The following is a 23,621-nucleotide window of genomic DNA, read 5'->3' as shown; positions in this document are numbered from 1 at the left end:
TGCGCCGCCCGCAGGCCCGGCACATCCACAGCCCGGCACCGGTGCGCCAGAACTCAGTGGCTTCGCACTTCGGGCACACGAACCCGTCGGGCCAGCGCAGTCCGGCCAGGTAGTCCAGGCAGGACTGGTTGTCCGGGAACCACTCCAGCAGCTGCTGGTAGGTGGACGGGTAGTCCACTCCCCGAACCGGATTCGCGGTCATCCACAGATCCTACTTCACCCAAGCAGATATGCAGAACAGGTGTTCGAACGATTTTCAAGAGGTGCAGCGAATCTGTGGACAACGAATTCGGTTCGCCTGCAGAGCAATCCGACCCTCCGACCGAGAGGCCGATGGTCCGGGGTGTCCTCCGCGGCGTCCGCGCATAGGGTCTCTGCATGGCGCGCAGGAAGCTCACGGTGACCGGCACCCCGGTCGGGGACATCGAGATCGCGGTCGTCACGCCGGTCGGAACGCGCCGGGCCGACCCGCTCCCGCTGCTCGTCGCCCACGACGGGCCGGAGTACTCCCGCCGGGCCCATCTCCTCGCCGTCCTGCGGGCCGCGACGGAGGCCGGGCGCGTCCCGCCGAACCGCGTCGTCCTGCTCGAGCCGGGCCCGCGCAACGAGCGGTACGCCGCCAACCCGCTCTGGGCGGAGGCGCTCACCGAGCACGTGCTCCCGACGGTCGGGACGGCATACGCCATCGACGGGAGGCCGAGCCTCATGGGAGCGAGCCTGGGAGCGCTCGCCTCGCTCCAGGCGGAGTGGTTGCACCCGGGGACGTTCGGAGGACTCTTCCTGCAGTCGGGGTCCTTCTTCCGCAAGCGCGTCGACGACGAGGAGGAGTTCGAGTTCTGGGACCGCGTCACGACCTTCGTGACCAACGTCAGGCGGGTCCGGCGGCGACGCACCGACGCGCACATCGTCATGACGTGCGGCACCGCGGAGGGCAACCTGACGAACAACCGCCAGATGGCGCAGACCCTCGCCGCGAGCGGCCACGACGTGTCGTTCACCGAGCTGCCGGGCCGCCACGACTGGCGCTCGTGGGAGGCGGCCTTCGACCCCTACCTGCTCGACCTGCTCGCCCTTCCGGACACCCGCTGACCGGCGACAGATGCCGCGGTTCCTGCAAGGATCGCAGTCGATGACCCGACCCCCGACGGTAGGAGCAGCACGATGACCGACACCGCACAGCAGGACCAGTCCGCCGCATCGAGCACCTCGTCGACGAGGACGCATCTCGTGGGTCTCCTGCTCGGCGCCGAGGAGGACTGGCCCACCGCCTTCGAGGCGTTGCTCGCGCTCGTCGGACCCATCACGACCGACGACGGCGTCACCCACGAGCTGACGAGCGAGCGCCTCACCATCGAGCCGTTCGACCTGCGCCAGCCGGTGCGCACCGAGCTCGTCATCGACCGCCTCGCCTACTGGTACTACCACCCGCGCGAGTGGCTCAAGAAGGCCGCGCTGATGGACGACACCTACCTGCTCAACAGCCCCTTCACCTTCCAGTCCATGGAGAAGCACAGCGCCTACGTCGCCCTGATGCGCCTCGGGCTCAAGGTCCCCGAGACGTGGCTCGTGCCCTACAAGCACCCCGTCGACAACGTCCGCTGGGCCTACACCTCCGCGAAGTACAACCGCCCGTTCGACCTCAAGGCGATCGCCAACCAGCTCGGCTACCCGATGTACATGAAGCCCTTCGACGGCGGCGGCTGGCGCGGTGTCTCCCGGATCAACGACGAGACGGACCTCGTGAAGGCCTACGACGAGTCCGGCGAGATGCTCATGCACCTGCAGTCGACGATCGAGTACGACCACTTCGCCCGGGCCTTGTCGATCGGTCCCGAGACGATGGTCATGGACTTCCGTCCCGAGCAGCCGATGCACAACCGGTATGCCGTGAGCTACGACTTCCTGTCACCGTCGGCCGGCAAGCAGACCGCGGCCATCAGCCGCATCGTCAACGCGATGTTCGGCTGGGAGTTCAACTCGTGCGAGATGCTCGTCAAGGGTGACGACGTCTATCCGATCGACTACGCCAACGCCTGCCCCGACGTCGCCGTCACATCGCTGCACTACTACTTCCCGTGGGCCATCAAGGCGCTCGTGCGGTGGTCGACCTTCTGCGTCATCACCGGTCGCCGCGGCCCGATGGACCTCGAGATGCGCCGCTACTTCGACGTCGCCGACCGCGACGACCTCACGGACGCGGAGAAGCTCGACGAGTTCCTCGCGATCGCCGACGAGTACTTCGACACGGCCGCCTACTGGTCGTGGTGCGAGCGGTACCTGCCGCACCTCGACGCGGCCGTGCTCGAGTGGGTGCAGTCCGACGTCTTCGCCAACCTGCTCCGGTCGACGGTCGTCACGACCTACCCGGCGCACGAGCGCGACCGGTTCATGGCCCACTTCGGCGGCCTCATCGGCCTGTGGGTCGCGGACGAGAAGGCGCGGCTCGGGCTCTCCTAGCCGAGCGAGCCACCGATGCCCGCGACGAGGTTGATCGTCGCGGCGATGACGATGGTGCCGTAGAGGTAGGCGAGCAGCGTGTGCCCGAGCACGACCCGGCGCACGTCCGAGCTCTTGAGGTCGGTGTCCGACACCTGGTAGGCCATGCCGAGGTTGAAGGAGAAGTAGGCGAAGTCCGAGAACGTCGGGTCCTCGTCCTGGTTGAAGTCGATGGGTGGGCGCGGGCTCGCGTAGTAGACGCGGGCGTAGCGCAGCACGTAGACGGTGTGGACGCAGAGCCAGCCGACCGCGACCGCGCCGACCCCGACGACCGCGTCGACGACCTCGGCGCCGCCCAGGGCGCGCCCCCCGACGAGGAGGATCGTCACGCCGGCGAGGCTGGCCAGCCCGACGAAGATGACGACGACGTCGTACCAGGCGGCGTCGCCGTCGCGACCCTGCACCTTCTCCCGTGTCGCGGGAGCGTCGTGGCCGAGGATGTGGATGAGCAGCGGCGCGGCGAAGGCGAGCCCGGCGACGACGAAGCCGGAGAGCCCGTGGACGAGGAACCCGTGCGCGGGCCCCAGCGGCACGAGGAACCCCGCGAGCACCCCGACGAGGACGGCGAGCGCGAGACGACGTCGGATGGTGGGCACCTTCGGAGGCTACCGCCGGGCGGGGCCTCGAGGCTGGACGCCGGCTGGTGGTGCGCTGGTGGTCGGCTGGGTGCCCGGTCGGGGTATGTCTACGGCTGGCCTCGCTCGACGGCCGCCCCCTCACGCCCCGAGCCCTAGGATCCCCACCATGTCCGACACGCCCAGCGCTCGTCGCAGCCTCACCGTCGTCTACAACCCGGTCAAGGTCGACGACCTCGTCGCCACCCAGGAGCTCGTGGCCAAGGCCGCGGCCCGGCACGGCTGGGAGGACCCCTCGTGGATCGAGACGACCGAGCAGGAGACCGGCGAGAAGCAGGGCCGCGAGGCGGTGCGCGCCGGCTCCGACGTCGTCGCCTCGCTCGGCGGTGACGGCACCGTCCGCGCGGTCGCCTCGGCGCTCGTCGGCACCGACGTCGCGCTCGGTCTGCTCCCCGGCGGCACGGGCAACCTCCTCGCCCGCAACCTCGGCCTGCCCGTCGACTCCCTCGAGGACGCCGTCGAGGCGATGCTCGGTGGCACCGACCGCCGGATCGACGTGGGCCTCATGCGTGTCGCCGACGCGGCGATCGAGCCGCGGGAGAGCCACGGCACGCACGACGGCGGGTCGAAGGTCGACGACGACGAGGAGGTCTTCCTCGTCATGGCCGGCCTCGGCCTCGACGGCCAGGTCATGGCCGGCACCAACGAGAAGGTCAAGGCCGCCGTAGGCTGGGTCGCCTACGTCTTCAGCGCGCTGCGCCAGGTCTTCAGCCGCGGCTTCCGCGTCGACGTCGCCTCGAGGGGCGGCTCCGGCGTGACGGGCGAGAGCGGCGACCACGAGCGCGACCACGACGAGCACAGCGGGTCGGTGAGCCGGCACGCGCGCACCGTCGTCGTCGGCAACTGCGGCACCCTCCAGGGCGGCATCGAGCTGATGCCCGAGGCGAAAATCGACGACGGCATCCTCGACGCCGTCGTCGTCGCGCCCCAGGGCGCCCTCGGCTGGATCTCCGTCATCTCCGACGTCGTGACCCGGCACCGCGCCGGTCACGGCCGGCTCGACCGCTTCCGCGGCCGCGAGTTCACCGTGACCGCGGGCCGACCCGTCGAGGCGGAGATCGACGGCGACCCGATCGGCGAGCACGTCTCGCTCGGCATCCGCATCCTCCCCGACTCCCTGGTGGTCCGGGTTGGCTGAGCGACGTCCTGACGGCCGGCGACCCGCGGGTCGCGGCCGCCGCCTGCTCAAGGCCGTCGGGTTCGGGCTCGCCTTCGCGGTCCCCGTCACGGCCCTCGCGTTCGTCGTGCGCGAGAAGTTCCTCCCCGTCATCGAGCTCGACGAGCGGCTCATCGTCGCGGCGACCGACATCACCCGCGACAACCCGTGGCTCAAGACCGTCCTGCTCGTCTGGCAGGAGGCCACTCAGCCGAAGTGGGTCTACATCGTCGCGTCGGCCGTGTGCCTCGTCGTGTGGCGCCGCCACCGTGAGCTCGCGACCCGGTGCCTCTGGGCCTTCCTCACGATGATGGTCGCCTGGAACCTCCAGCTCGTCCTCAAGGAGGTCGTCAGGCGGGCCCGCCCCGTCGTCAGCGACCCCGTCTCGCACGCCCCCGGCTACAGCTTCCCCTCGGGCCACGTCGCCAACGCCGCGGCCATCGCGACGGTGATGACGTTGCTGCTCTGGCCGTTGCTGTCGCCGGTCGCCCGCCGCTGGCTCGTGGCCGGCCTGACGGCATACGTCGTCCTGACGGCCCTCGACCGCGTCTTCCTCGGCGTGCACTACCCCTCAGACGTCCTGGCCGGGATCCTCTTCGGCATCGGCCTGGGCACGGCGTCCTACGTCGGCTACCTCGGGTGGAACCCCCAGAGTCCGGACGAGTCCCCTCCGCCGGAGGGGGACGTCGGGCCCGAGTCATCGAAAGGCAGCACGTGAACCACACCTTCATCCACCGTTACGAGATCGACTCGTCGCGACCGACCGTGGGGTCGGCGCTCCGTGACATCGCGCTGCGGGTCCTCGCCCCCGCCGTGGTGCTCTTCGGTCTCATCGTCGGGCTCGGCTTCCTCATCGTCGGCCCCCTCAAGGACCTCCCGTGGGAGAACGACCTGAGCAAGTCCGTCGCCGCCGGCCGCACCGCGACGATGAACTCGATCACCGCGGTCTGGTCGCACATCGGCAACACCGAGATCGTCATCGGCGTCTGCGTCGTCGTCGTGGCCCTCGTGTGGTGGCGCACCAAGCAGTGGTGGTATGCCGTCATCCCCGCCATCGCGATCGCCGCTCAGGCGAGTGTCTTCGTCGCCGCGACGACCCTCACCGACCGCAAGCGCCCGACGGTGGAGCACCTCGACCCGGCGCCCCCGACGTCGAGCTACCCCAGCGGACACATGGGCGCCTCCACCGCGCTCTACCTGACCTTCGCGCTCATGGCCCAGCGCATCGAGACGGTGTGGCTGCGCCGCGTCGTGACCGTGGTCTGCGCGATCGTGCCGCTCCTCGTCGGCTACGCCCGGCTCTACCGCGGCATGCACCACCTCGTCGACATCCTCGTCGGGATGGTCAACGGCATCGTGTGCGCGCTGCTCGCGTGGAACTACCTGCGCCGTCGGAAGACCGGTGACCGCGCGGCCTCCGCCGTGCGCGAGGCCGTCTCGCGCTGACGCGACCTCGACCCGCGAACGGCGATGGCCGGGAACCCGAATCGGGCTCCCGGCCATCGCCGTTCGCGTTCCCTCGGCGCTCTAGCCCGGGGACATCTGCGACCGGTGCAGCCGCCACCCGAGGATGAGGATCATGCCGCGGCGGGGCGTCGTCTGCGGGTCGACGACGGGTCGCTGGGCGCGCCGGGTCCGGCGACCGAGGTCGGCGGTGCGCTGGCGGGCGATGGCCTCGTTCAGGTACGTGTTCATGGTGTCCTCCTGCACTCGTGATGCGTGAACACACAGAGCGGCAGGAGGCGCCGGTGATGCACCCGCCACGGAAACGGCCCCGAGTGCCCGGAAATGTCCGGGCACTCGGGGCCGTCTCGACAGTGCGCGTCAGGCGCCGCGGCTCACACGTCGGCGTGCCGGGCACGTCCGAAGCAGTAGACCCCGAAGGCGATGAGGCCGAGCGCGACGAGGGCGAGCAGCACCGGACCGCCCGGGGCTCCGAGCAGGTTGCGCAGTGCACCGTCGAGGCCGCGGGCCTCGCTGGGCTTGTGCCGCACGGCAGCGAGGACGAAGAGGCCTCCGACGATGGCCAGGGCGATGCCCTTGGCGATGTATCCGACGCGTCCGGCCTTGACGATCCACTCACCCGGGTGGGTCTCGAGGTCCTGGAGGAACTTCTTCTTCCAGCCCTTGACGACGTGGTAGACGCCGACGCCGATGACGGCCAGGCCGAGGAGGGCGACGAGCCACTGGCCGGCCGGCTGCTTCATGAGCGTCGCGGTGAAGTCGGTCGTCTGGCTCTTGCTCGACGAGCCGCTGCCGCTCGCGAACCGGAACGCGGTCCACGCCAGTGCGAGGTAGACGACGGCCTTGCCGGCCGCCTTGAGGCGGTCGCTCGTCTCCCAGCCTCCCGAGATGGCCTCCGTGACCTGCCAGAGCGCGAGGCCGAGCCACGCGATGACGGCGACCCAGAGCAGGAAGAGTCCGAACCCGTTGTCGGCCATCGAGCCCAGGGCGCCGGACTGGTCGGCGCTCGTGCCCTTCGAGCCGAAGGCGAGTCGCAGGGCGATCGCGCCGATGATGATGTGGAGCACGCCGTTGACGGCGTAGCCGATGCGCGCTGCCGTCTCGAGCGCCGGGTGGTCACCCGCGCGCGCTGAGGCGGCCTTGACGTCTGTGGAGTCCATGCACGTGATCCTGTCGGTAGAGGGGTCCCCGATGGGCCACTGGGGAACATACCCACGTCGGGCAGGGAATTGGCACGTCGGACGCGGCCTTCTCGGGCGGAGGCGTCAGACGAGGCGCAGGTGTCGACGGCGGCCGTGGTGGCGCGCCGTGCGCCGGCTCCCGGTGGGGCTGGTCACCGGCTCCGGCTCGGGTTCCGGGTGCCGGAGCCGGGCGAGCTCGGCCCGGCGTGCGAGGTCGGCCTCGCGCTGCGCGAGGAGGGCACTGACGATGTGCGGTGAGAGCATGGTGGGGATCCTTGGAGGTCGCTGTCGTGCTGACCTCTCCACCGTCGGTCTGAGGCCCGCCCCGCCACATCGGAAGGATGGCGTATGCCGTCCCTCCGGGTGCCTCAGATCCGTGGCCGTCCTGCTCGAACCCCGCTCAGGCGAGGTCGAGCACGCGGCGGATCTCGGGCCACGCGCGCTCGCCGAGCTCGCGGTCGGCCGCCTCGGTGCCGCCCCGGGCCATCCGCTGGCCGCCGTCGGGGACGGGCTCACCCGGCAGGACGACGCGGTGCCCGGCCCGGGGGTGGGTCACGAGTGTCGTGGGCAGGTCGAGGGCGCGTCGCCGGGCCTGCACGGCCTCGGCGTGGGTCACCGACGGCCAGACCCGGTCGTCACCGCCGGCCACGAGCAGCACGTCGCCGAAGAAGCGCTCGACGGGGATGGTCGCGGCCGCGACCCGGTCGGCGGCGGCGCGGAGGCTCTGGGCGTAGACGGGGGCGAAGGCCGGAGGGTCACCGGCCGGCTCGGCCGTGTCGTCGTAGGGCACGAACGGGAGCGGCTCACCGGCCCGCGACCACGACGAGTGCTGCGGGCGCAGCTCGCCGTCCGGTCCGGTACCGACGTTGGCCCACACGACGTGGCTCGGCGCGAGCGCGACGACGGCGTCGACGGCCGGGTCGTCCGCGGCATACGCGAGGAAGGCCTCGGCCGTCTTCGAGACGCCCAGGAGCACGACGCGGTCACAGCGCTCGCCGAGCGAGGCGACGGCCGGCGCGAAGGCCTCGAGGGGGTACTCCCAGATGCCGGCCGGCTGCCCCTCGCCGCCGAACCAGCGGTAGGTCAGGGCGGCGGTGACGCCGGCGCCGGCGAGCAGCCGCGCCCGGTCACGCTCGACGCGGCCGCTCGATCCCGACAGCACGAGCACCCCCGTGCCGTTGCCGCCGTCGGCAGGTGCGACGAGGACGCCGTCGTGGTCGTAGGGGTGGGCGCGCAGGGTCACGGGTCAGCCGCCCAGGCGCTCGAAGGCCATCACGGTGAGGACGGCAGCGCCGGCCTCGTCGCTCGCCGCGAGGTCGACGGCGGCCGTGATGCCCCAGTCCAAGCCGCCGTCGGGGTCGACGACGACCTGGCGCAGCCGCCACTCGGTGGGCGTCCGCTCGACCTGGAGGAGCGCCGGTGAGCGCGCCCCCTGGTCGGTCGCGATGGCGTCGTGGTCGTCGTAGTAGGCGCCGAGCGCGTCGTTCCACGCCTGCGCGTCCATGACGACCTTCTGCGGTGGGTCGGTGAGCTCGGCGACGCGGGCCTCGAGCTCGCCGAGCGCCTCCCACTCGTCGCGGGAGGCGAGCTCGACCCGGTGGAACATCGCGTTGCGGATCATCACGGTGAACGCCCGCTCGTTCCCGGTGATCGGCCGCGCCGGCGGGGCGATGTCGGTCTGGGCGAGCACGGCGTCGCTCGGGTTGACGAGGTCCTCCCACTCGTCGAGCAGGCTGGAGTCGGTCTGGCGCACGAGCTCACCGAGCCACTCGATGACGTCCTCGAGCTCCTCGGTGCGGTTGCCCTCGGGGATGGTGTGGCGCAGCGTGCGGTAGGCGTCGGTGAGGTAGCGCAGGACGAGCCCCTCGGACCGGGACAGGCCGTAGTAGGAGACGAACTCGTTGAACGTCATACCGCGCTCGTACATCTCGCGGACGACGGACTTGGGCGAGAGGGCGTCCTGCGAGATCCACGGGTGGCTCTGGCGGTAGGCCGTGAGGGTCACCTCGAGCAGCTCGGCGAGCGGCTTGGGCCAGGAGACCTCCTCGAGGCGCTCCATCCGCTCCTCGTACTCGACGCCGTCGAGCTTCATCGCCGCGACGGCCTCGCCGCGCGCCTTGAACTCCTGCGCCCACAGCACCTGCCGCGGGTCCTCGAGGATCGCCTCGATGACCGAGACGAGGTCCTTGGCGTAGGTGTCGCTCTCGGGGTCGAGGGTGTCCATGACGGCGAGCGCGAAGGGGGCGAGCGGCTGGTTGAGGGCGAAGTCGCGCTGGAGGTCGATGGTCAGCGCGTGCCGTCGGCCGGAGTCCTCGACGGTGGCGAGGCGCTCGACGACACCGGACGTGATGAGCTCCTTGGCCAGCACGAGCGCGTGCCGCTGGAGCCGCCGCTGGTCCTTGGCCTCGTGGTGGTTGTCGGAGAGCAGGCGTGCGGCGTGGGCGACCGGGTTGCCTTCTCGCGCAAGGATGTTGACGAGCATCGAGTGCGAGACCTTCATCCGCGGCTGCAGCGGCTCGGGCTCGGCGACGATGAGCCGATCGAACGTCTCCTCCGACCAGTTGACGAAGCCGTCGGGCGCCTTCTTGCGCTGGATCTTCTTCTGCTTCTTGGGGTCGTCGCCGGCCTTCTCGACGGCGCGGAGGTTCTCGACGACGTGGTCGGGGGCCTGGGCGACGACCCAGCCGCGGGCGTCGAAGCCGGCCCGGCCGGCCCGGCCGACGATCTGGTGGAACTCACGTGCCTTGAGCAGGCGCTGCTTCGTGCCGTCGAACTTCGTCAGCCCGGTGAGCAGCACGGTGCGGATCGGCACGTTGATGCCGACGCCGAGCGTGTCGGTGCCGCAGATGACCTTGAGCAGCCCGTCCTGCGCGAGCTGCTCGACGAGGCGGCGGTACTTCGGCAGCATGCCCGCGTGGTGCACCCCGATGCCGTGCCGGACGAGGCGGGACAGGGTGCGTCCGAAGCCCGCCCCGAACCGGAAGCCACCGATGCGCTCGGCGATCGCCTCGCGCTCCTCGCGCGTCGTGATCTTGACGGCCATGAGGCTCTGGGCGCGCTCGAGGGCGGCCGCTTGCGTGAAGTGGACGACGTAGACGGGCGCGCGGTCCTTCTCGAGGAGCTCCTCGATGGTCTCGTGGAGGGGGGTGACGGCATACGAGAACTCGAGGGGGACGGGACGCTCGGTGCCGCTGATGACGGCCGTGGAGCGGCCGGTGCGCCGGGTCAGGTCGTCCCTGAACATCGTGACGTCGCCGAGCGTCGCCGACATGAGGACGAACTGCGCCTGAGGCAGCTCGATGATCGGCACCTGCCACGCCCACCCGCGGTCGGGCTCGGAGTAGAAGTGGAACTCGTCCATGACGACGAGACCGACGTCAGCCGAGCTGCCCTCTCGCAGAGCGAGGTTCGCGAGAATCTCGGCGGTGCAGCAGATGATCGGGGCGTCGGCGTTGACCGAAGCGTCGCCGGTGATCATGCCGACGTTGTCGGCGCCGAACTGCTCGCAGAGGGCGAAGAACTTCTCGGAGACGAGCGCCTTGATGGGTGCCGTGTAGAAGGAGACGCGGTCGTCGGCGAGGGCGGTGAGGTGGGCGGCCGTCGCGACGAGCGACTTCCCCGAGCCGGTCGGCGTCGCCAGGATGAGGTTGCTGCCGCTGAGGATCTCGAGGAACGCCTCCTCCTGGTGCGGGTAGAGGGTGAGGCCACGCTCGGTCGTCCACTCGGTGAAGACCTCGTAGAGGCCGTCGGGATCGGGGTCCCGCGGGATGCGCTCGCTGAGGTTCTTCGTCACCACGCGAGTATGCCGCCGGGCCGGGACGTGTGCCGAATCGTCGGTATGCACCGGGCCGGTGGTGTCGCGCCCTTGGGAACGAGCTGCCGCCGCGCCCCGGCTGACGTCCGGCTGGTCAGGTATCCCGGTCCGAGCGAACTGAGCGGGCGAGAGCAGCGGCCTCACCACGGTTGCTCACGCCGAGCTTGGCGATCACGTTGCCGACGTGCACGCTGGCGGTCTTCTCGGTGATGAACAGGGCGGAGGCGATGGCTCGGTTCGTCGCTCCGCGAGCGACGTGGTCGAGCACCTCGCGCTCGCGCGGCGTCAGCCGGTCGAGGGGTCCGGGTCCGTCGACGTCGAGCGGCAGTTGCACCCGGAACCGCCTTGCCGCCACCGCGGCCTGGCTCTCGATCCAGCGGGATCCCATCTCGTGGGCCTCGTGCCAGACTGCGGAGAGAGTGGCCTTGCCCGCGTCGCGTTCTCCGTGTGTCAGCTGAGCGCGTGCCAGCTCGAAGCGTGGGCGGAGCGAGGTGTAGCGGCCGAAGCGCACCGCGAGATCGACGGCAGCGTGCCACTGCGGGATGGCCGACTGCCCCGACATCTGGGCCTCGAACGCCTCCGCGATGGCCAGGTGCATCCCGTCCCAGGTGCGCCCCCATTCCGGGGTGACGCGCTGCCGGGCGAAGTCCAGCGACACTCCGGCCGCCGCGGCGAGCGGCCGGGCCGGGCGTTCCGCGGAGGGGCCGGCGAGAACGAGTGCCCGGTAGGCGTAGTCGGCGGCGAGGGCGTGCTCCAGGGGAGAGTCCCGGGGGGTGACCACCTGCATCATGGCCTCGGCCGCGTCCAGGGCGCCCTCGGGATCCGACAGGCCTTCGCAGATCTCGATGAGGCGCGGAGAGTGCTCGACGCCCGGCAGGTTGGAGTGGTCGGCGAACGCCTCCTCCTCGACGGCCAGCGCGCCACGCATGTCGCCGCGGGCCAGGCACAGGATCGACCGTGACCACCGCAACCGGAACTCGACCCTGGCGGGAACGCAGTAGGTCTCGAAGAGGGCCTCTGCTTCTGAGATGCGTCCCTGCTGGACCAGGATCTCCAGCTCCTGCTCGGCGCCCAGGGCGACATATCTCGGCAGCCCGGCCCGCTCTGCGGTTTCGCGCACCCAGCGGGCGATCTGGACAGCCTCGTCGATCGCGCCATAGGCCCAGAGGAAGAAAGCGCGGTCGCCAGAGGCCTCGAGGGCGGCGCCGAGCTCGTCCGCGCGTTTGGCCTCGCGCACCGCCTTCCGGTACACCTCCAAGGCCTCGCCACACCGGCCGAGAAGCCAGAGCGGCTCGGCCAGCTCCCACAGGGCCTCGGTGACGAGATCGTCCGCTCCGATCGCCCGAGCGACGTCGAGGGCCCGTGTCGCGAAGTCGAGTGCTTCCGTGTACCGGCCGACACGGCACCCGTGGAACGTGGATGCGATGAGCGCGTCGGCAAGCTCGCGGGTCGCCGTGGTCCCGGCCAGCGCGATGGCGCGATCGAGGGACTCTCGTCGGCTCGGAAGTCCCGGCACTTCGATCCAATTGTTCCCGACGGCGGTGTAGACGCGGCATGCCGCCAGGGGGTCACCGTCGGGGTCGAGCAGGTCGACCGCCAGACGCAGGAGGTCGTGCACCCGGTCACGGACCCCCTCGTTGGCCAGGACGCGTGCGGCCAGGCGCGGAAGGTCAGCCTTGGCGAGACCGGTGCGCGCGCCGGCGTCCGGGACCCGGTCCCAGAGGCTGAGAGCACGCTCGAAGTGGTCGGCGGCCGCGGCCGAGCCGTACTGCCTACCGGCGACACCGGCCCACACCGACGCCTCGAGGGCGAGGGGCCAGTCGCATGCGCCCATGGCGTGCAGGGCGAGGGAGGCTCCGTACTGCCACCGGCGCTCGGTCGACCCGGACTCGACCCGACCGCGGAGAGCCCTGGCGTAGGCGGCATGCATCTCGACGACCTCCCCGGGCAGCAGGTCGTCGTGGACCGACTCCCGGATCAGCGCGTGGCGAAACGCAAACAGCTCGCCGCGACGGACGACGACCTTGCGCTCGATCATCTCGTGCACCGCGCCTGCGAAGGCCACCTGGTCGAGCCTGGCCGCGTCCTCCAGGATCTCGAGGTCGATGCGGCTGCCTCCGACCGAGGCCAGGCGGCTGAGCTGTGCCGCGGGCTGCGAAAGCCTCTCAACGTGCCGGAGCAGCAGGTCGTGGAGGAGACGGGGAACGCCGGGATCGTCAGCGGACAGCAGCTCTTCCACGTAGAGCGGGTTCCCGTCGGAGCGGGCCACCAGCGAGGTCAGCTCCTCACCGTCCACGGCACGGCCCGACCGTCGCAGGGCGAGTTCGCGCACGTCGTGCGCGGCGAGGCCCTCGAGGTTCACGCGCACGGATCGCGGGCTCCGAGTGAGCTCGACCAAAGGGGCTCGGAGCGGATGTTCACTGGTGACCTCATCGGCCCGGAAGGTCAGGACGAGGAGGAGCGGCGCCCGGCAGGTGCGGAGCGCTGCCAGGGCGAAGTCCCGCACCGAGGCATCTGCCCAGTGAAGGTCCTCGATGACGAGCACGATCGGGGTCCCACGGCCCAGGATCTCCGTGGCTTCGAGGAGAGACTCAAGTGAGGGGGACGTCGACCGCGCCTCCGACGCCAACCAGGCCAGGCGTGGCGCCGTGGCGGCCTCGGGTGACCGGAGGTTGTAGAGGTCCCGGAGTGCCTCGACCACCGGACCGAACGGGAGCCCCGTGGCCAGGTCCAGGCAGTGTCCGACCGCACAGCTCACGCCCATCTCCCGGCATCGCTCGGCGAGGCTCTCGACCAGAGTCGTCTTGCCGATGCCGGCGTCACCCCCGATGAGAAGTGCGCGGGCATGGGGGACATCCGCGTCGGCGTCGCCCACGACCGCATCGAGCAGTTCGTCGGCGGCGCCGATCTGCTCGTCCCTCCCGACGGGTGCTGTGTGCTCTGACGATGTGCCCATCCGCGACTCCGTGACCGAGGACGTCGTGGTGCCCTCCGACCCGTCTTCCAGCGTAGGAGCGGACGCGCGTCGTGTTCACAGGACGGCGGAAGCCGCGTTGTTGAGGATCAGGACGATGGTGTTGTGCACGCGCGGCAGGTGGCTGGCTGCGTACTCGTCCTTCAGCTCCTTCAGCTCCGTCAGCACGGCGGTGTCCGTGTCGAGCCGGGGTGCGAGCACGTGGAGGTGGGGTCTGGGGTCGGGAAGGGGGATGGGCATCCCGGCGGCCGACCCCGCGGCCGCGGAAACGGCCGGCAGTGAGAGGGCGGTGGCCGAGACGACGGCGACGAGTCGATGGCGAGCGGGCATGGCGTGCTCCTGGAACAGATGCGGCGGACCTTCCGCCGACCACTCCACGATCGGCCCGGGGCGCACCCACCCACATCGGCACTTCTCCCAGACCTCGCACCGGTGATGCCTACGTCTCGCGCGGCCACTCTCAGCGGTCCGAACGTCCTGCTCGGTCGGGGACGAGCAGGAGGACGACGGCGCCGACGAGCGCACCGAGCACCGTCTCGAAGAGGCGGTCGCGCAGCAGCGGACCCGCCGGGGCGGTGTGGACGAGCTGGCCCATCATCAGGGCGAGCGGGGTGATGAAGAGGAGCGCCACGGCGTAGTTGCGCCCGACGACGAGCTCGGTGAGCACCTGCAGCACGACGATGACCAGAACCGCCCAGACCCCCTGCGGTCCCCACGCGAGGATGGGCGCCGCCACGGCGAGGCCGAGGACCGTGCCGACGACGCGGTGCACGCCGCGGGTGAGGCGGGACGTGAGGTCCGGACCCGACAGCACGGTCACGGCAGCGACCATGGCCCAGTAGGGGTGCTGCCAGCCGAGCCCGGTCGCGACCGCCCCGGCGACGAGGAGCGCGACGACGTGCCGGACGAGGTGGGCGCGGGCCCCGGGTGCCTCGAGCGCGTCGCGGAAGCGCGGTGCGGGCAGCTGCGGCCGGTGCCAGCGGTCGCGGTGCCCGAGTGCCCCGACGTGGGCGATGACGAGCGACACGAGCACGCTCGCCGCGGCGACGCCGGCCGCGACCGGGACGGTCGTCGGGACGGCAGGGACCATGGCGCAGACGGCGAAGGCGAAGACGAGGAAGAGTGGCCCCGGTGGGTGCCACCGGTAGGCGTCCGAGGTGAGCGAACCGGCAGCTGCGAGGAGCGCGCCGAGGACCACGACGAGCCAGCGCGAGGCTGGTGCGAGCGACACGACGACGCCGAGTGTGACTGCGAGAGTGAGGAACCCGCCGGCCACGACCTGCATCCCGGCACGCTCGGGGCGGGTGTGGTTGCGTCCGTAGAGCGACGTGAAGGCACCGAAGGCGGCGTACGGCGTCCACTCGACGCGACCCACCAGCACGAGCACGAGCAGCGGCACGAGGACCGACAGCCCGGCGCGGAGCGCGACCCGGTGGGCGCCGCCGTGCGGTCCCCACCGCAGCAGTCCCTGCGAGGGCGGTCGGGGTGGGGGCTGGTTCATCGGTCTCCACTGTAGGACTCGCCCGAATCCGGGTAGGACTACCCATCGACGCGGCCCACCCGGAGGGCGCAGAATCGCGCTGACCGGGCAGGCCGCCCGGTCTCTCCAGGGGAACAGGGGAACACCACATGAAGAAGCCAGCAGTCGCCGCTGCCCTCGCGGCCGCGGCGGTCGCCCTCACCGGAGCGCTCGCGAGCGCGCCCGCGCAGGCCGTCACGACGGGCGCGAGCGCCCGCAACGTCATCGCCAAGGACTTCCCGGACCCGGGCTTCGCGAAGTTCACGACGCGCGCCCAGGGCACGAAGTACTACCTGTACGCGACGGGTGGCGGCTTCCGGGTCGCTCGCTCGGCCTCGCCCGGCTCGGGCTTCGCGGTCGTCGGCAACTCGATGAACGCCCGTCCGGCCTGGACCTTCGAGGCGACCGACAGCTCGCCCGCGCAGCTGTGGGCCCCACACGTCTTCCAGACCGCGACGACGCCCGGCTCCGAGCGCTTCACGATGTACTTCGCCGCCCGCCGCGAGGCCCCCGGCACGGCGAACCACAACAAGCACTGCATCGGGGCGGCGCGCTCGTCGTCGCCCACGGGCCCGTTCAGCCCGGTCTCGACGCCCCTCATCTGCCCGCCTGCCGGCTACTCCGAGGCCATCGACCCGGTCGAGTACCGCACCCGCTACGGCAACCGCTACCTCGTCTACAAGATCGGCAACTACAGCCCGCGCCGCTTCCAGATCATGGCCGTGCGCGTCGACAACTCGGCCGGCACGACGCTGGCCGGCTCGCCGAAGGTCGTCCTCAGCGCGAGCCGCATCGGCTCGGCCGTCGCGGAGGCGCCCGACGTCTACCGCGACTCCGCCGGCAAGGTGCACCTCTTCGTGTCGCGCAACGGCTACAAGGACTGCAACTACGCCACGCAGGTCTGGTCGGGCAACGACCTCTTCGCCCTCGGCAACCCGCGCTGGGTCGGCGGCATGGGCATCTCGACGACCGACCGCTTCTGCGGTCCCGGCGGCGCCGAGGTGATCAACGACGGTGGTGTGCTCCGCGTCGCCTTCCACGTGCGCAAGAGCTACGACCCGCTCGTCCGGCCGGCGTGGACCGGCGTGCTCAAGTGGAGCGGCGGCAACCCGTACCTCTCCTGAGGCCCGGCGCCGTGCGTGGCGCGCCCGCGTGACGGCCCACCGGACGGCATACGTGCACGTATGCCGTCCGGCGGGCCTTGTGGTGTCGGCAGGGGATGGCAGGCTGACCCCGATGGCGAAGGGCAAGCGGGCCGACGTGCTCGACCGATTCTCTCCGGCGACCGCAGAGTGGTTCCGGAGCAGCTTCAGCGCGCCCACGACCGCCCAGGCCGGCGCGTGGGACGCGATCAGCTCGGGCCACCACACTGTCGTCGTCGCCCCGACGGGCTCCGGCAAGACCCTGTCGGCCTTCCTCTGGGCCATCGACCGGATGGCGAGCCAGCCGGTCCCCGAGGAGCGGCTCGAGCGGTGCCGTGTCCTCTACGTCTCGCCGATGAAGGCGCTCGCGGTCGACGTCGAGCGCAACCTCCGCGCGCCCCTCGTCGGCATCGGCCACGCCGCGACGCGGCTCGAGCTGGCGCCGCCCGACATCACCGTCAGCGTCCGCTCGGGCGACACCCCGGCCAACGAGCGCCGGGCCTTCGCCCGCACGCCCACCGACATCCTCATCACGACCCCCGAGTCGCTCTTCCTCATGCTCACCTCGACGGTGCGCGAGGCGCTCAAGGGCATCGAGACGGTCATCATCGACGAGGTCCACGCGGTCGCGGGCACCAAGCGCGGCGCCCACCTCGCCCTCAGCCTCGAGCGCCTCGACGCGATCCTGCCCACCCCCGCCCAGCGGGTCGGCCTGTCGGCGACGGTGCGTCCCGTCGAGGAGGTCGCGCGCTACCTCGCGGGCGGTCGCCCGGTCGAGATCGTCCAGCCGGAGTCGACGAAGCAGTGGGACCTCGAGGTCGTCGTGCCGGTCCCCGACATGGGCGAGCTGGGCGGCGCGCCGGCCGAGATATCACCCGGCGTGCCCGACCTCTCGGGTCCGGCCGCGGGCCAGGCGCCACAGGCGAGCATCTGGCCGCACGTCGAGGAGCGCATCGTCGACCTCATCGCCGAGCACCGCTCGACGATCGTCTTCTCCAACTCGCGCCGCCTCGCCGAGCGGCTCACCTCGCGCCTCAACGAGATCTGGGAGGAGCGGCTCGCCGAGCAGGAGGACCTCCCGGTCCCCAGCTTCGCTGCCCTCTCGACGCGGCCGCCCGCACAGGTCATGGCCCAGGCGGGGGTCTCTCGCGGGGCGCCGGCGGTGCTCGCCCGCGCCCACCACGGGTCGGTGAGCAAGGAGCACCGGGCCACCATCGAGGAGGACCTCAAGGCCGGGCGCCTCCCCGCCGTCGTCGCGACGAGCAGCCTCGAGCTCGGCATCGACATGGGCGCCGTCGACCTCGTCATCCAGGTCGAGAGCCCGCCGTCGGTGGCGAGCGGCCTCCAGCGCGTGGGTCGGGCGGGCCACCAGGTGGGTGCCGTCAGCCAGGGCGTCATGTTCCCGAAGTTCCGCGGCGACCTCGTGCAGACCGCCGTCGTCGTCGAGCGCATGCGCGCCGGCGCCATCGAGTCCCTGCGCGTCCCGGCCAACCCCGTCGACGTGCTGGCCCAGCAGGTCGTCGCGATGTGCGCCATGGACGACTGGACCGTCGCCGACGTCGAGGCGCTCGTGCACCGCACGGCGAGCTTCGCCTCCCTCCCGCGCTCGGTCCTCGAGGCGACGCTCGACATGCTCGCCGGCCGCTACCCGTCCGACGAGTTCGCCGAGCTGCGCCCGCGCATCGTCTGGGACCGCGTCACCGACACGCTCTCCGGCCGCCGGGGCGCCCAGCGCCTCGCCGTCACGAGCGGCGGCACCATCCCCGACCGGGGGTTGTATGCCGTGTTCCTCGCGTCCGGTGAGGGGCCCGGTCGTCGGGTCGGCGAGCTCGACGAGGAGATGGTCTACGAGTCGCGGGTCGGCGACGTCTTCACCCTCGGCACGTCGACGTGGCGCATCGAGGACATCACCCACGACCGCGTCCTCGTCACCCCCGCGCCGGGACAGGCGGGCAAGCTGCCCTTCTGGAAGGGCGACCAGCAGGGCCGGCCGGCCGAGCTGGGGCGCGCCCTCGGCGGGTTCGTCCGCGAGATCGGGGGCCTGACGCCCGAGCGGGCCCGCGCGCGGGTCACCGCCGCCGGGCTCGACGAGTGGGCCGCCGACAACCTCATCGGCTACCTCACGGAGCAGAAGGAGGCGACGCGGCACGTCCCCGACGACCGCACCATCGTCGTCGAGCGCTTCCGTGACGAGATCGGCGACTGGCGTGTCGCGGTGCTCTCGCCCTTCGGCGGCCAGGTCCACGCACCGTGGGCGCTCTGCGTCGCCGCACGCATGCGCGAGCGCTTCGGCATCGACGTCCAGGCCATGCACGGCGACGACGGCATCGTCTTCCGCCTGCCCGACCTCGAGTTCGAGGACGGCGCTGCCGTCGGTCAGCAGCTCGTCGAGCTCGTCACCCTCGAGCCCGAGGAGGTGAGCGAGCTCGTGACGCAGGAGATCGGTGGATCGGCCCTGTTCGCCGCGCGGTTCAGGGAGTGCGCGGCGCGGGCGCTCCTGCTGCCTCGCCGCCGACCCGACAAGCGCCAGCCGCTCTGGCAGCAGCGGCAGCGTGCCGCCCAGCTGCTCGAGGTGGCGAGCCAGTACCCCAGCTTCCCCATCGTCCTAGAGGCCGTGCGCGAGTGCGTCCAGGACGTCTTCGACGTGCCGGGTCTCGTCGAGCTGATGGGCGACATCCGGTCGCGGGCGGTCAAGGTGGTCGACGTCGAGTCGAGCCAGCCCAGCCCCTTCGCCAAGTCGCTCGTCTTCGGCTACGTCGCGCAGTACCTCTACGAGGGCGACTCACCGCTGGCCGAGCGCCGGGCCGCCGCCCTCGCGCTCGACCCGTCGCTGCTCTCCGAGCTGCTCGGCCAGGGTGAGGCGCTCGCGCTGCGCGACCTGCTCGACCCCGAGGCCGTCGCACGCACCGAGGCCGAGCTCCAGCGGCTGACGCCCGAGCGCGGCGCCCGAGACGGCGAGGACGTCGCCGACCTGCTCCGGGTGCTCGGCCCGCTGTCGGTGCGCGACATCGTCGCCCGTGCGGCCGAGGGCTTCGAGCCGGCCGCCGTCGAGTCGGCCCTCGCCGAGCTCGAGGCGGCCCGTCGCGTCATCGCCGTGCGCGTCGGCGGCGAGGAGCGCTGGGCTGCCATCGAGGACGCCGCGCGACTGCGCGACGCCCTCGGCACCGCGTTGCCGGTCGGCGTGCCGCAGGCCTTCCTCGACCCGGTGCCCGACCCGCTCGCCGACCTCGTCGCGCGCTTCGCCCGCACCCACGGGCCCTTCGCGGTCCAGACCGTCGCCGCGTGGTGGGGCGTGGGTCCGGCGGTCGTCCACGACGCGCTGCGCCGTCTCGTCTCGGCCGGTCGGGTCGTCGAGGGCGAGCTGCTCCCCACCGAGAACGGCGGCGGCCACGGCCCCGAGTTCTGCGACGCCGAGGTGCTCCGGCTGCTCCGGCGCCGCTCGCTCGCCGCGCTGCGCCACGAGGTCGAGCCGGTCGCCCAGCCCGACCTCGCCCGCTTCCTCCCGCAGTGGCAGGGCGTCGGTGGCGGCCTGCGCGGCCGAGAGGGCCTGCTCCGCGCCGTCGAGCAGCTGACCGGAGCGGTCGTCCCGGCGAGCGCCGTCGAGTCGCTCGTGCTCCCTGCGCGCGTCGCCGACTACCGCCCGGCGCTGCTCGACGAGGTGATGAGCTCGGGCGAGGTCGTCTGGCGCGGCCACGGCTCGCTGCCCGGTGACGACGGCTGGGTCAGCCTCCACCTCGCCGATGCCGCGCACCTGACGCTGACCCCACCCGAGGTCGTCGACCTCACCGACGACGAGCAGGCCGTCCTCGAGGCCCTCGAGGGCGGTGGCGCGTACTTCTTCCGGGCCCTCTCGACGCGGGTCGGGCTCGGCGACACCGAGCTGAACGACGCGCTGTGGTCGCTGCTGTGGTCGGGGCGCATCACCAACGACACCATCGCGCCGCTGCGTGCCCTCCTCGCCGGTGGCCGCACCGCCCACAAGCGCACGACGTCCGGACCCCGGTCGACGAGGTATGCCGGCCGGCGCGGTTCGCTGGGCCGCTTCGGCTCCCTGCGCGGTCCCCTCGCCGGCACGAGCCCGTCGCAGGTCGAGGCCGCCGAGGAGGCTGCGACGGGCAAGGCGCTGGCCGCAGGTCGCGCGGTCGGGTCCGGGCCCTCGACCGGCGTCGGTCGCTGGACGTCGCTGCCGCCCGCCGAGTCCGACCCGACGGCCCGGGCCGTCACCAACGCCGAGCTGCTCCTCGACCGCTACGGCGTGCTGACCCGCGGGTCGGTCGTCACCGAGGACGTCCCCGGTGGCTTCGCGGCGGTCTACCGCGTGCTCGCCGCGGCCGAGGAGGCCGGCAAGGTCCGGCGCGGCTACTTCGTCGAGGGCCTCGGCGCTTCGCAGTTCGCCTCGACGGGGGCCGTCGACCGGCTCAGGTCGATGTCACGGCTGCCCGGTGCGGGGGCCCAGGACTCTACGGCCGGGCGTGAGCGCACCGGGCCGCCGGCCCTCGTCCTCGCCGCGAGCGACCCCGCCAACCCCTACGGTGCCGCCATCGGCTGGCCCGAGCGCGGGCTCACCGACGCCGCTGATGAGCCAGCGGAGTCCCCGCAGGCGCCTCGCCGCAAGGGCCACCAGCCCGGCCGCAAGGCCGGGGCGCTCGTCGTCCTCGTCGACGGCGAGCTCGTCCTCTACGTCGAGCGCGGCGGCAAGACGATGCTCTGCTGGTCCGACGACCCCGAGCGACTCCAGGCTGCGGCCGACGCCCTCGCGCTCGCCGTCCGCGAGGGAGCCCTCGGCCGCCTCACCGTCGAGAAGGCCGACGGCGCCTCGGTGCTCGGCTCCGACCACCCGCTCGTGCAGGCCCTGTCGCAGGCCGGCTTCCACATGACACCGCGGGGACTGCGCCTGCGCCGTTGACGCGCCGCAGCGTCTGTCGCTGATCGTGAAATGTCACGATCGTGCTGGTACGACAGGGAATCCGCCCTGAGGGGTGTCACATGGATCTCACAGCATTGTTCCTGATTCCCTGGTCCTGGGGTTGTCGCGGTGCGACTCTGGCAGGGAGGGGGCAAGGCGCCCCAGGCGGCCACCGAGCGCAGGCGGGGACACCCCACCCGCGGGAGCTGTCGCCGAGCTGGACGGTGAGAACGATGCAGGACCCAGGCGACACACGGCCCCGGCAGCTGAGCCGGCGCAGCTTCATCAGGGCAGCGGGCGTCGCGGGCGCGGGGTTCGTGCTCTACGCCTACGCACCGGACGGCACGAGACAGGCCGTCGCCGCTGTCCTCGGTGGCACGCTCGATCCCTCGACGGTGCCGAAGTTCGTGACACCGCTGCTCGTACCGCCGGTGATGCCGCGCGCGGGGTCCATCAAGCGCAAGGGCGGCAAACCTGCCGACTACTACGAGATCTCGGTGAAGCAGTTCTCCCAGCAGATCCTTCCCGCCGGCCTGCCCGCGACGACGGTGTGGGGCTACGGCGCCGTGACCTCTGACAGCAAGAAGGGACTGTTGCTGCATCACGCCCCGTCGCTGACGATCGAGTCGCGCTGGGACCGCCCGGTGCGGGTCAAGTGGATCAACGGTCTCGTGGACACCGCCGGGAAGTACCTGCCGCACCTGCTGCCGGTCGACCCGACGTTGCACTGGGCCAACCCGCCCGGTGGGGTTGTCGGGCGTGACACCCGGCCGACCTTCCGGCAGACGCCCGGGCGCTACACCGGCCCCGTGCCCATGGTGACCCACCTCCACGGAGCGGTTGGAGTCGGCGACGAGAGCGACGGCTACCCGGAGGCCTGGTTCCTGCCGGCCGCTGCCAACCTACCGACCGGATACGCGACCGAGGGCACCTGGTACGCCTTCTTCAAGGACAAGGCGGCCCGGACACTCGGCCCCCAGTGGGGCCCGGGCTACGCCGTCTTCCAGTACCCGAACGACCAACGTGCGTCGACGCTCTGGTACCACGACCACGCACTCGGCATGACCCGCCTCAACGTGTACGCCGGGCCTGCCGGGTTCTTCCTCATCAGGGGTGGACCGCAGGGTGACGAGGCCGTCCTCGACGTCCGCTCCGGGGCGACTGCCGTGCTGCCGGGACCCGCGCCGAAGAGGGGAGACGCCTCTCCTCCGAAGAAGGCCTACTACGAGATCCCGGTCGCGATCCAGGACCGGGCGTTCAACGAGGATGGCTCCCTCTTCTACCCCGACAGCCGCGAGTTCTTCGACGGCGCCACGGCGGCGGACCCGGGCTTCGTCCCGGACACGGACCTCTCACCGATCTGGAATCCCGAGTTCTTCGGCAACACGATCATGGTCAACGGCAACACCTGGCCCTTCCAGGTCGTCGAGCAGCGCCGCTACCGGTTCCGCTTCCTCAACGGTTGCCAGTCCCGCTTCCTCATCCTCGACTTCGCCCACATCCCCGGCGTGGAGGTCTGGGCCATCGGCAACGAGGGCGGCTTCCTGGCTGCGCCGGTGAACCTCACTGCCCACCACGACAACCGGCTCCTGATGGGCCTCGCCGAGCGCGCCGACATCGTCGTCGACTTCACACACGTGCCTCTCGGGAAGCACGTCCTGGCCAACGTCGGCCCCGACGAGCCCTTCGGCGGTGGCAAGCCGGACGACGACTTCGACGCGGCAGACCCCGACACGACCGGCCAGGTCCTGCAGTTCCGGGTCGTGCCCGCCMCCGGGCCCGACCCGACGACACCGCCCCGGTTCCTGCGCCTGCCGGCCCTCGTGCCGCTGCCGGCCGAGACGCGCACCCGACGACTCGGCCTGCTCGAGATGATGTCGAGCGCCTGGGACGGACCCGCCGAGGCGATGCTGGGCACCGTGGACCGCGAGGGAAATCCGGAGCACCTCATGTGGGCGGACCCGGTCACCGAGAGTCCTCGCGTCGGAGACACCGAGATCTGGGAGTTCCACAACTTCACGGCTGACGCCCACCCCATGCACGTCCACGAGACGACGTTCGAGGTGATCGACCGACAGGCCCTGGTGACCAACGAGGCCGGTGAGACCGAACCACCGTCCCGGCCGGCAGGCGATCCCCGCCCACCCGAGGCCTGGGAGAGCGGCGTCAAGGACACCGTCATCGCCTACCCGGGCGAGGTGACGCGCATCCGGGCCAGGTTCAGCAACCCGGGCCAGTTCGTCTGGCACTGCCACATCGTCGAGCACGAGGACAACGAGATGATGCGGCCCTACCGGATCGGACCCAGGCAGCACCGCCAGCCGAGCGGCTGAC

General features: G+C 71.7%; 18 protein-coding genes. 8 read left to right on the top strand and 10 right to left on the bottom strand.

Annotation, left to right across the window (positions count from 1 at the left end; translation table 11 throughout):
- The coding region (locus tag AC1DW8_RS20715) for a transposase (protein ID WP_478095475.1) at positions 1 to 202 on the bottom strand (202 nt) is incomplete at its 3' end.
- A 176-nt stretch (positions 203 to 378) separates the two neighbouring features.
- Here AC1DW8_RS20715 and AC1DW8_RS20710 point away from each other — a divergent pair.
- Positions 379 to 1,089: an alpha/beta hydrolase gene (locus AC1DW8_RS20710; RefSeq protein ID WP_478095721.1), complete on the top strand. Its 711-nt coding sequence runs from the start codon at positions 379 to 381 to the stop codon at positions 1,087 to 1,089.
- A 72-nt stretch (positions 1,090 to 1,161) separates the two neighbouring features.
- Entirely contained in the window at positions 1,162 to 2,457 is a 1,296-nt protein-coding gene (locus AC1DW8_RS20705; protein ID WP_056775712.1) for an ATP-grasp domain-containing protein, read from the top strand.
- Here the strand turns inward: AC1DW8_RS20705 and AC1DW8_RS20700 are convergent.
- Positions 2,454 to 3,092: a DUF1345 domain-containing protein gene (locus AC1DW8_RS20700; protein WP_056775710.1), complete on the bottom strand. Its 639-nt coding sequence runs from the start codon at positions 3,090 to 3,092 to the stop codon at positions 2,454 to 2,456. The genes AC1DW8_RS20705 and AC1DW8_RS20700 overlap by 4 nt on opposite strands.
- A gap of 148 nt (positions 3,093 to 3,240) precedes the next feature.
- On the opposite strand from AC1DW8_RS20700, the gene AC1DW8_RS20695 reads away from it, so the two are divergent.
- Genes AC1DW8_RS20695 through AC1DW8_RS20685 form a run of 3 tightly spaced genes read left to right on the top strand, consistent with a single transcriptional unit; the run spans position 3,241 to position 5,733 of the window.
- Complete coding sequence (locus AC1DW8_RS20695; RefSeq protein ID WP_478095720.1) at positions 3,241 to 4,269, top strand: diacylglycerol/lipid kinase family protein; 1,029 nt, start codon at positions 3,241 to 3,243, stop codon at positions 4,267 to 4,269.
- Complete coding sequence (locus AC1DW8_RS20690; RefSeq protein WP_056775706.1) at positions 4,262 to 5,005, top strand: phosphatase PAP2 family protein; 744 nt, start codon at positions 4,262 to 4,264, stop codon at positions 5,003 to 5,005. Before AC1DW8_RS20695 ends, AC1DW8_RS20690 begins: the two co-directional genes overlap by 8 nt.
- Positions 5,002 to 5,733, top strand: coding sequence for a phosphatase PAP2 family protein (locus AC1DW8_RS20685; RefSeq protein ID WP_478095719.1), 732 nt, complete (start codon positions 5,002 to 5,004; stop codon positions 5,731 to 5,733). Before AC1DW8_RS20690 ends, AC1DW8_RS20685 begins: the two co-directional genes overlap by 4 nt.
- Positions 5,734 to 5,814: 81 nt before the next feature.
- On the opposite strand, the gene AC1DW8_RS20680 is transcribed toward AC1DW8_RS20685, so the two are convergent.
- The 8 genes from AC1DW8_RS20680 to AC1DW8_RS20645 all read right to left on the bottom strand — a co-directional run bounded on the left by AC1DW8_RS20680 (position 5,815) and on the right by AC1DW8_RS20645 (position 15,221).
- Positions 5,815 to 5,982, bottom strand: coding sequence for a hypothetical protein (locus AC1DW8_RS20680; RefSeq protein ID WP_478095718.1), 168 nt, complete (start codon positions 5,980 to 5,982; stop codon positions 5,815 to 5,817).
- 143 nt (positions 5,983 to 6,125) lie between these two features.
- A complete protein-coding gene (locus tag AC1DW8_RS20675; RefSeq protein ID WP_478095717.1) occupies positions 6,126 to 6,911 on the bottom strand; it encodes a DUF1206 domain-containing protein in 786 nt (261 codons plus the stop codon).
- A 105-nt stretch (positions 6,912 to 7,016) separates the two neighbouring features.
- Positions 7,017 to 7,196, bottom strand: a complete 180-nt coding sequence (locus AC1DW8_RS20670) for a hypothetical protein (RefSeq protein WP_478095716.1) — start codon at positions 7,194 to 7,196, stop codon at positions 7,017 to 7,019.
- Between the two features lie 136 nt (positions 7,197 to 7,332).
- Positions 7,333 to 8,175, bottom strand: coding sequence for an acyl-CoA thioester hydrolase/BAAT C-terminal domain-containing protein (locus tag AC1DW8_RS20665; protein WP_478095715.1), 843 nt, complete (start codon positions 8,173 to 8,175; stop codon positions 7,333 to 7,335).
- 3 nt (positions 8,176 to 8,178) lie between these two features.
- Positions 8,179 to 10,728, bottom strand: a complete 2,550-nt coding sequence (locus tag AC1DW8_RS20660; RefSeq protein WP_478095714.1) for a DEAD/DEAH box helicase — start codon at positions 10,726 to 10,728, stop codon at positions 8,179 to 8,181.
- A gap of 112 nt (positions 10,729 to 10,840) precedes the next feature.
- On the bottom strand, positions 10,841 to 13,702 hold the full coding sequence (locus tag AC1DW8_RS20655) for a helix-turn-helix transcriptional regulator (protein WP_478095713.1): 2,862 nt from the start codon (positions 13,700 to 13,702) through the stop codon (positions 10,841 to 10,843).
- A gap of 75 nt (positions 13,703 to 13,777) precedes the next feature.
- Positions 13,778 to 14,050 carry a hypothetical protein gene (locus tag AC1DW8_RS20650; RefSeq protein ID WP_478095712.1) on the bottom strand — a complete coding sequence of 91 codons (273 nt, stop codon included), beginning with the start codon at positions 14,048 to 14,050 and terminating at the stop codon, positions 13,778 to 13,780.
- Positions 14,051 to 14,180: 130 nt separating this feature from the next.
- Complete coding sequence (locus AC1DW8_RS20645) at positions 14,181 to 15,221, bottom strand: FUSC family protein (protein ID WP_478095711.1); 1,041 nt, start codon at positions 15,219 to 15,221, stop codon at positions 14,181 to 14,183.
- Positions 15,222 to 15,349: 128 nt separating this feature from the next.
- Here AC1DW8_RS20645 and AC1DW8_RS20640 point away from each other — a divergent pair, with 128 nt between their 5' ends.
- From AC1DW8_RS20640 to AC1DW8_RS20630, 3 genes are all read left to right on the top strand, one after another.
- Positions 15,350 to 16,363 (top strand): glycoside hydrolase family 43 protein, encoded by a 1,014-nt coding sequence (locus AC1DW8_RS20640; RefSeq protein ID WP_478095710.1) that lies wholly within the window; start codon positions 15,350 to 15,352, stop codon positions 16,361 to 16,363.
- A 112-nt stretch (positions 16,364 to 16,475) separates the two neighbouring features.
- Entirely contained in the window at positions 16,476 to 21,287 is a 4,812-nt protein-coding gene (locus AC1DW8_RS20635) for an ATP-dependent helicase (RefSeq protein ID WP_478095709.1), read from the top strand.
- A 233-nt stretch (positions 21,288 to 21,520) separates the two neighbouring features.
- The gene (locus AC1DW8_RS20630; RefSeq protein WP_478095708.1) at positions 21,521 to 23,620 is read left to right on the top strand and encodes a multicopper oxidase family protein; all 2,100 of its coding nucleotides are present in this window, start codon (positions 21,521 to 21,523) and stop codon (positions 23,618 to 23,620) included.
- Position 23,621 lies beyond the last annotated feature (1 nt).

The organism is Terrabacter sp. P2_E3 (genome assembly GCF_056403915.1).
This window is presented reverse-complemented; position numbering and strand designations above follow the sequence as displayed.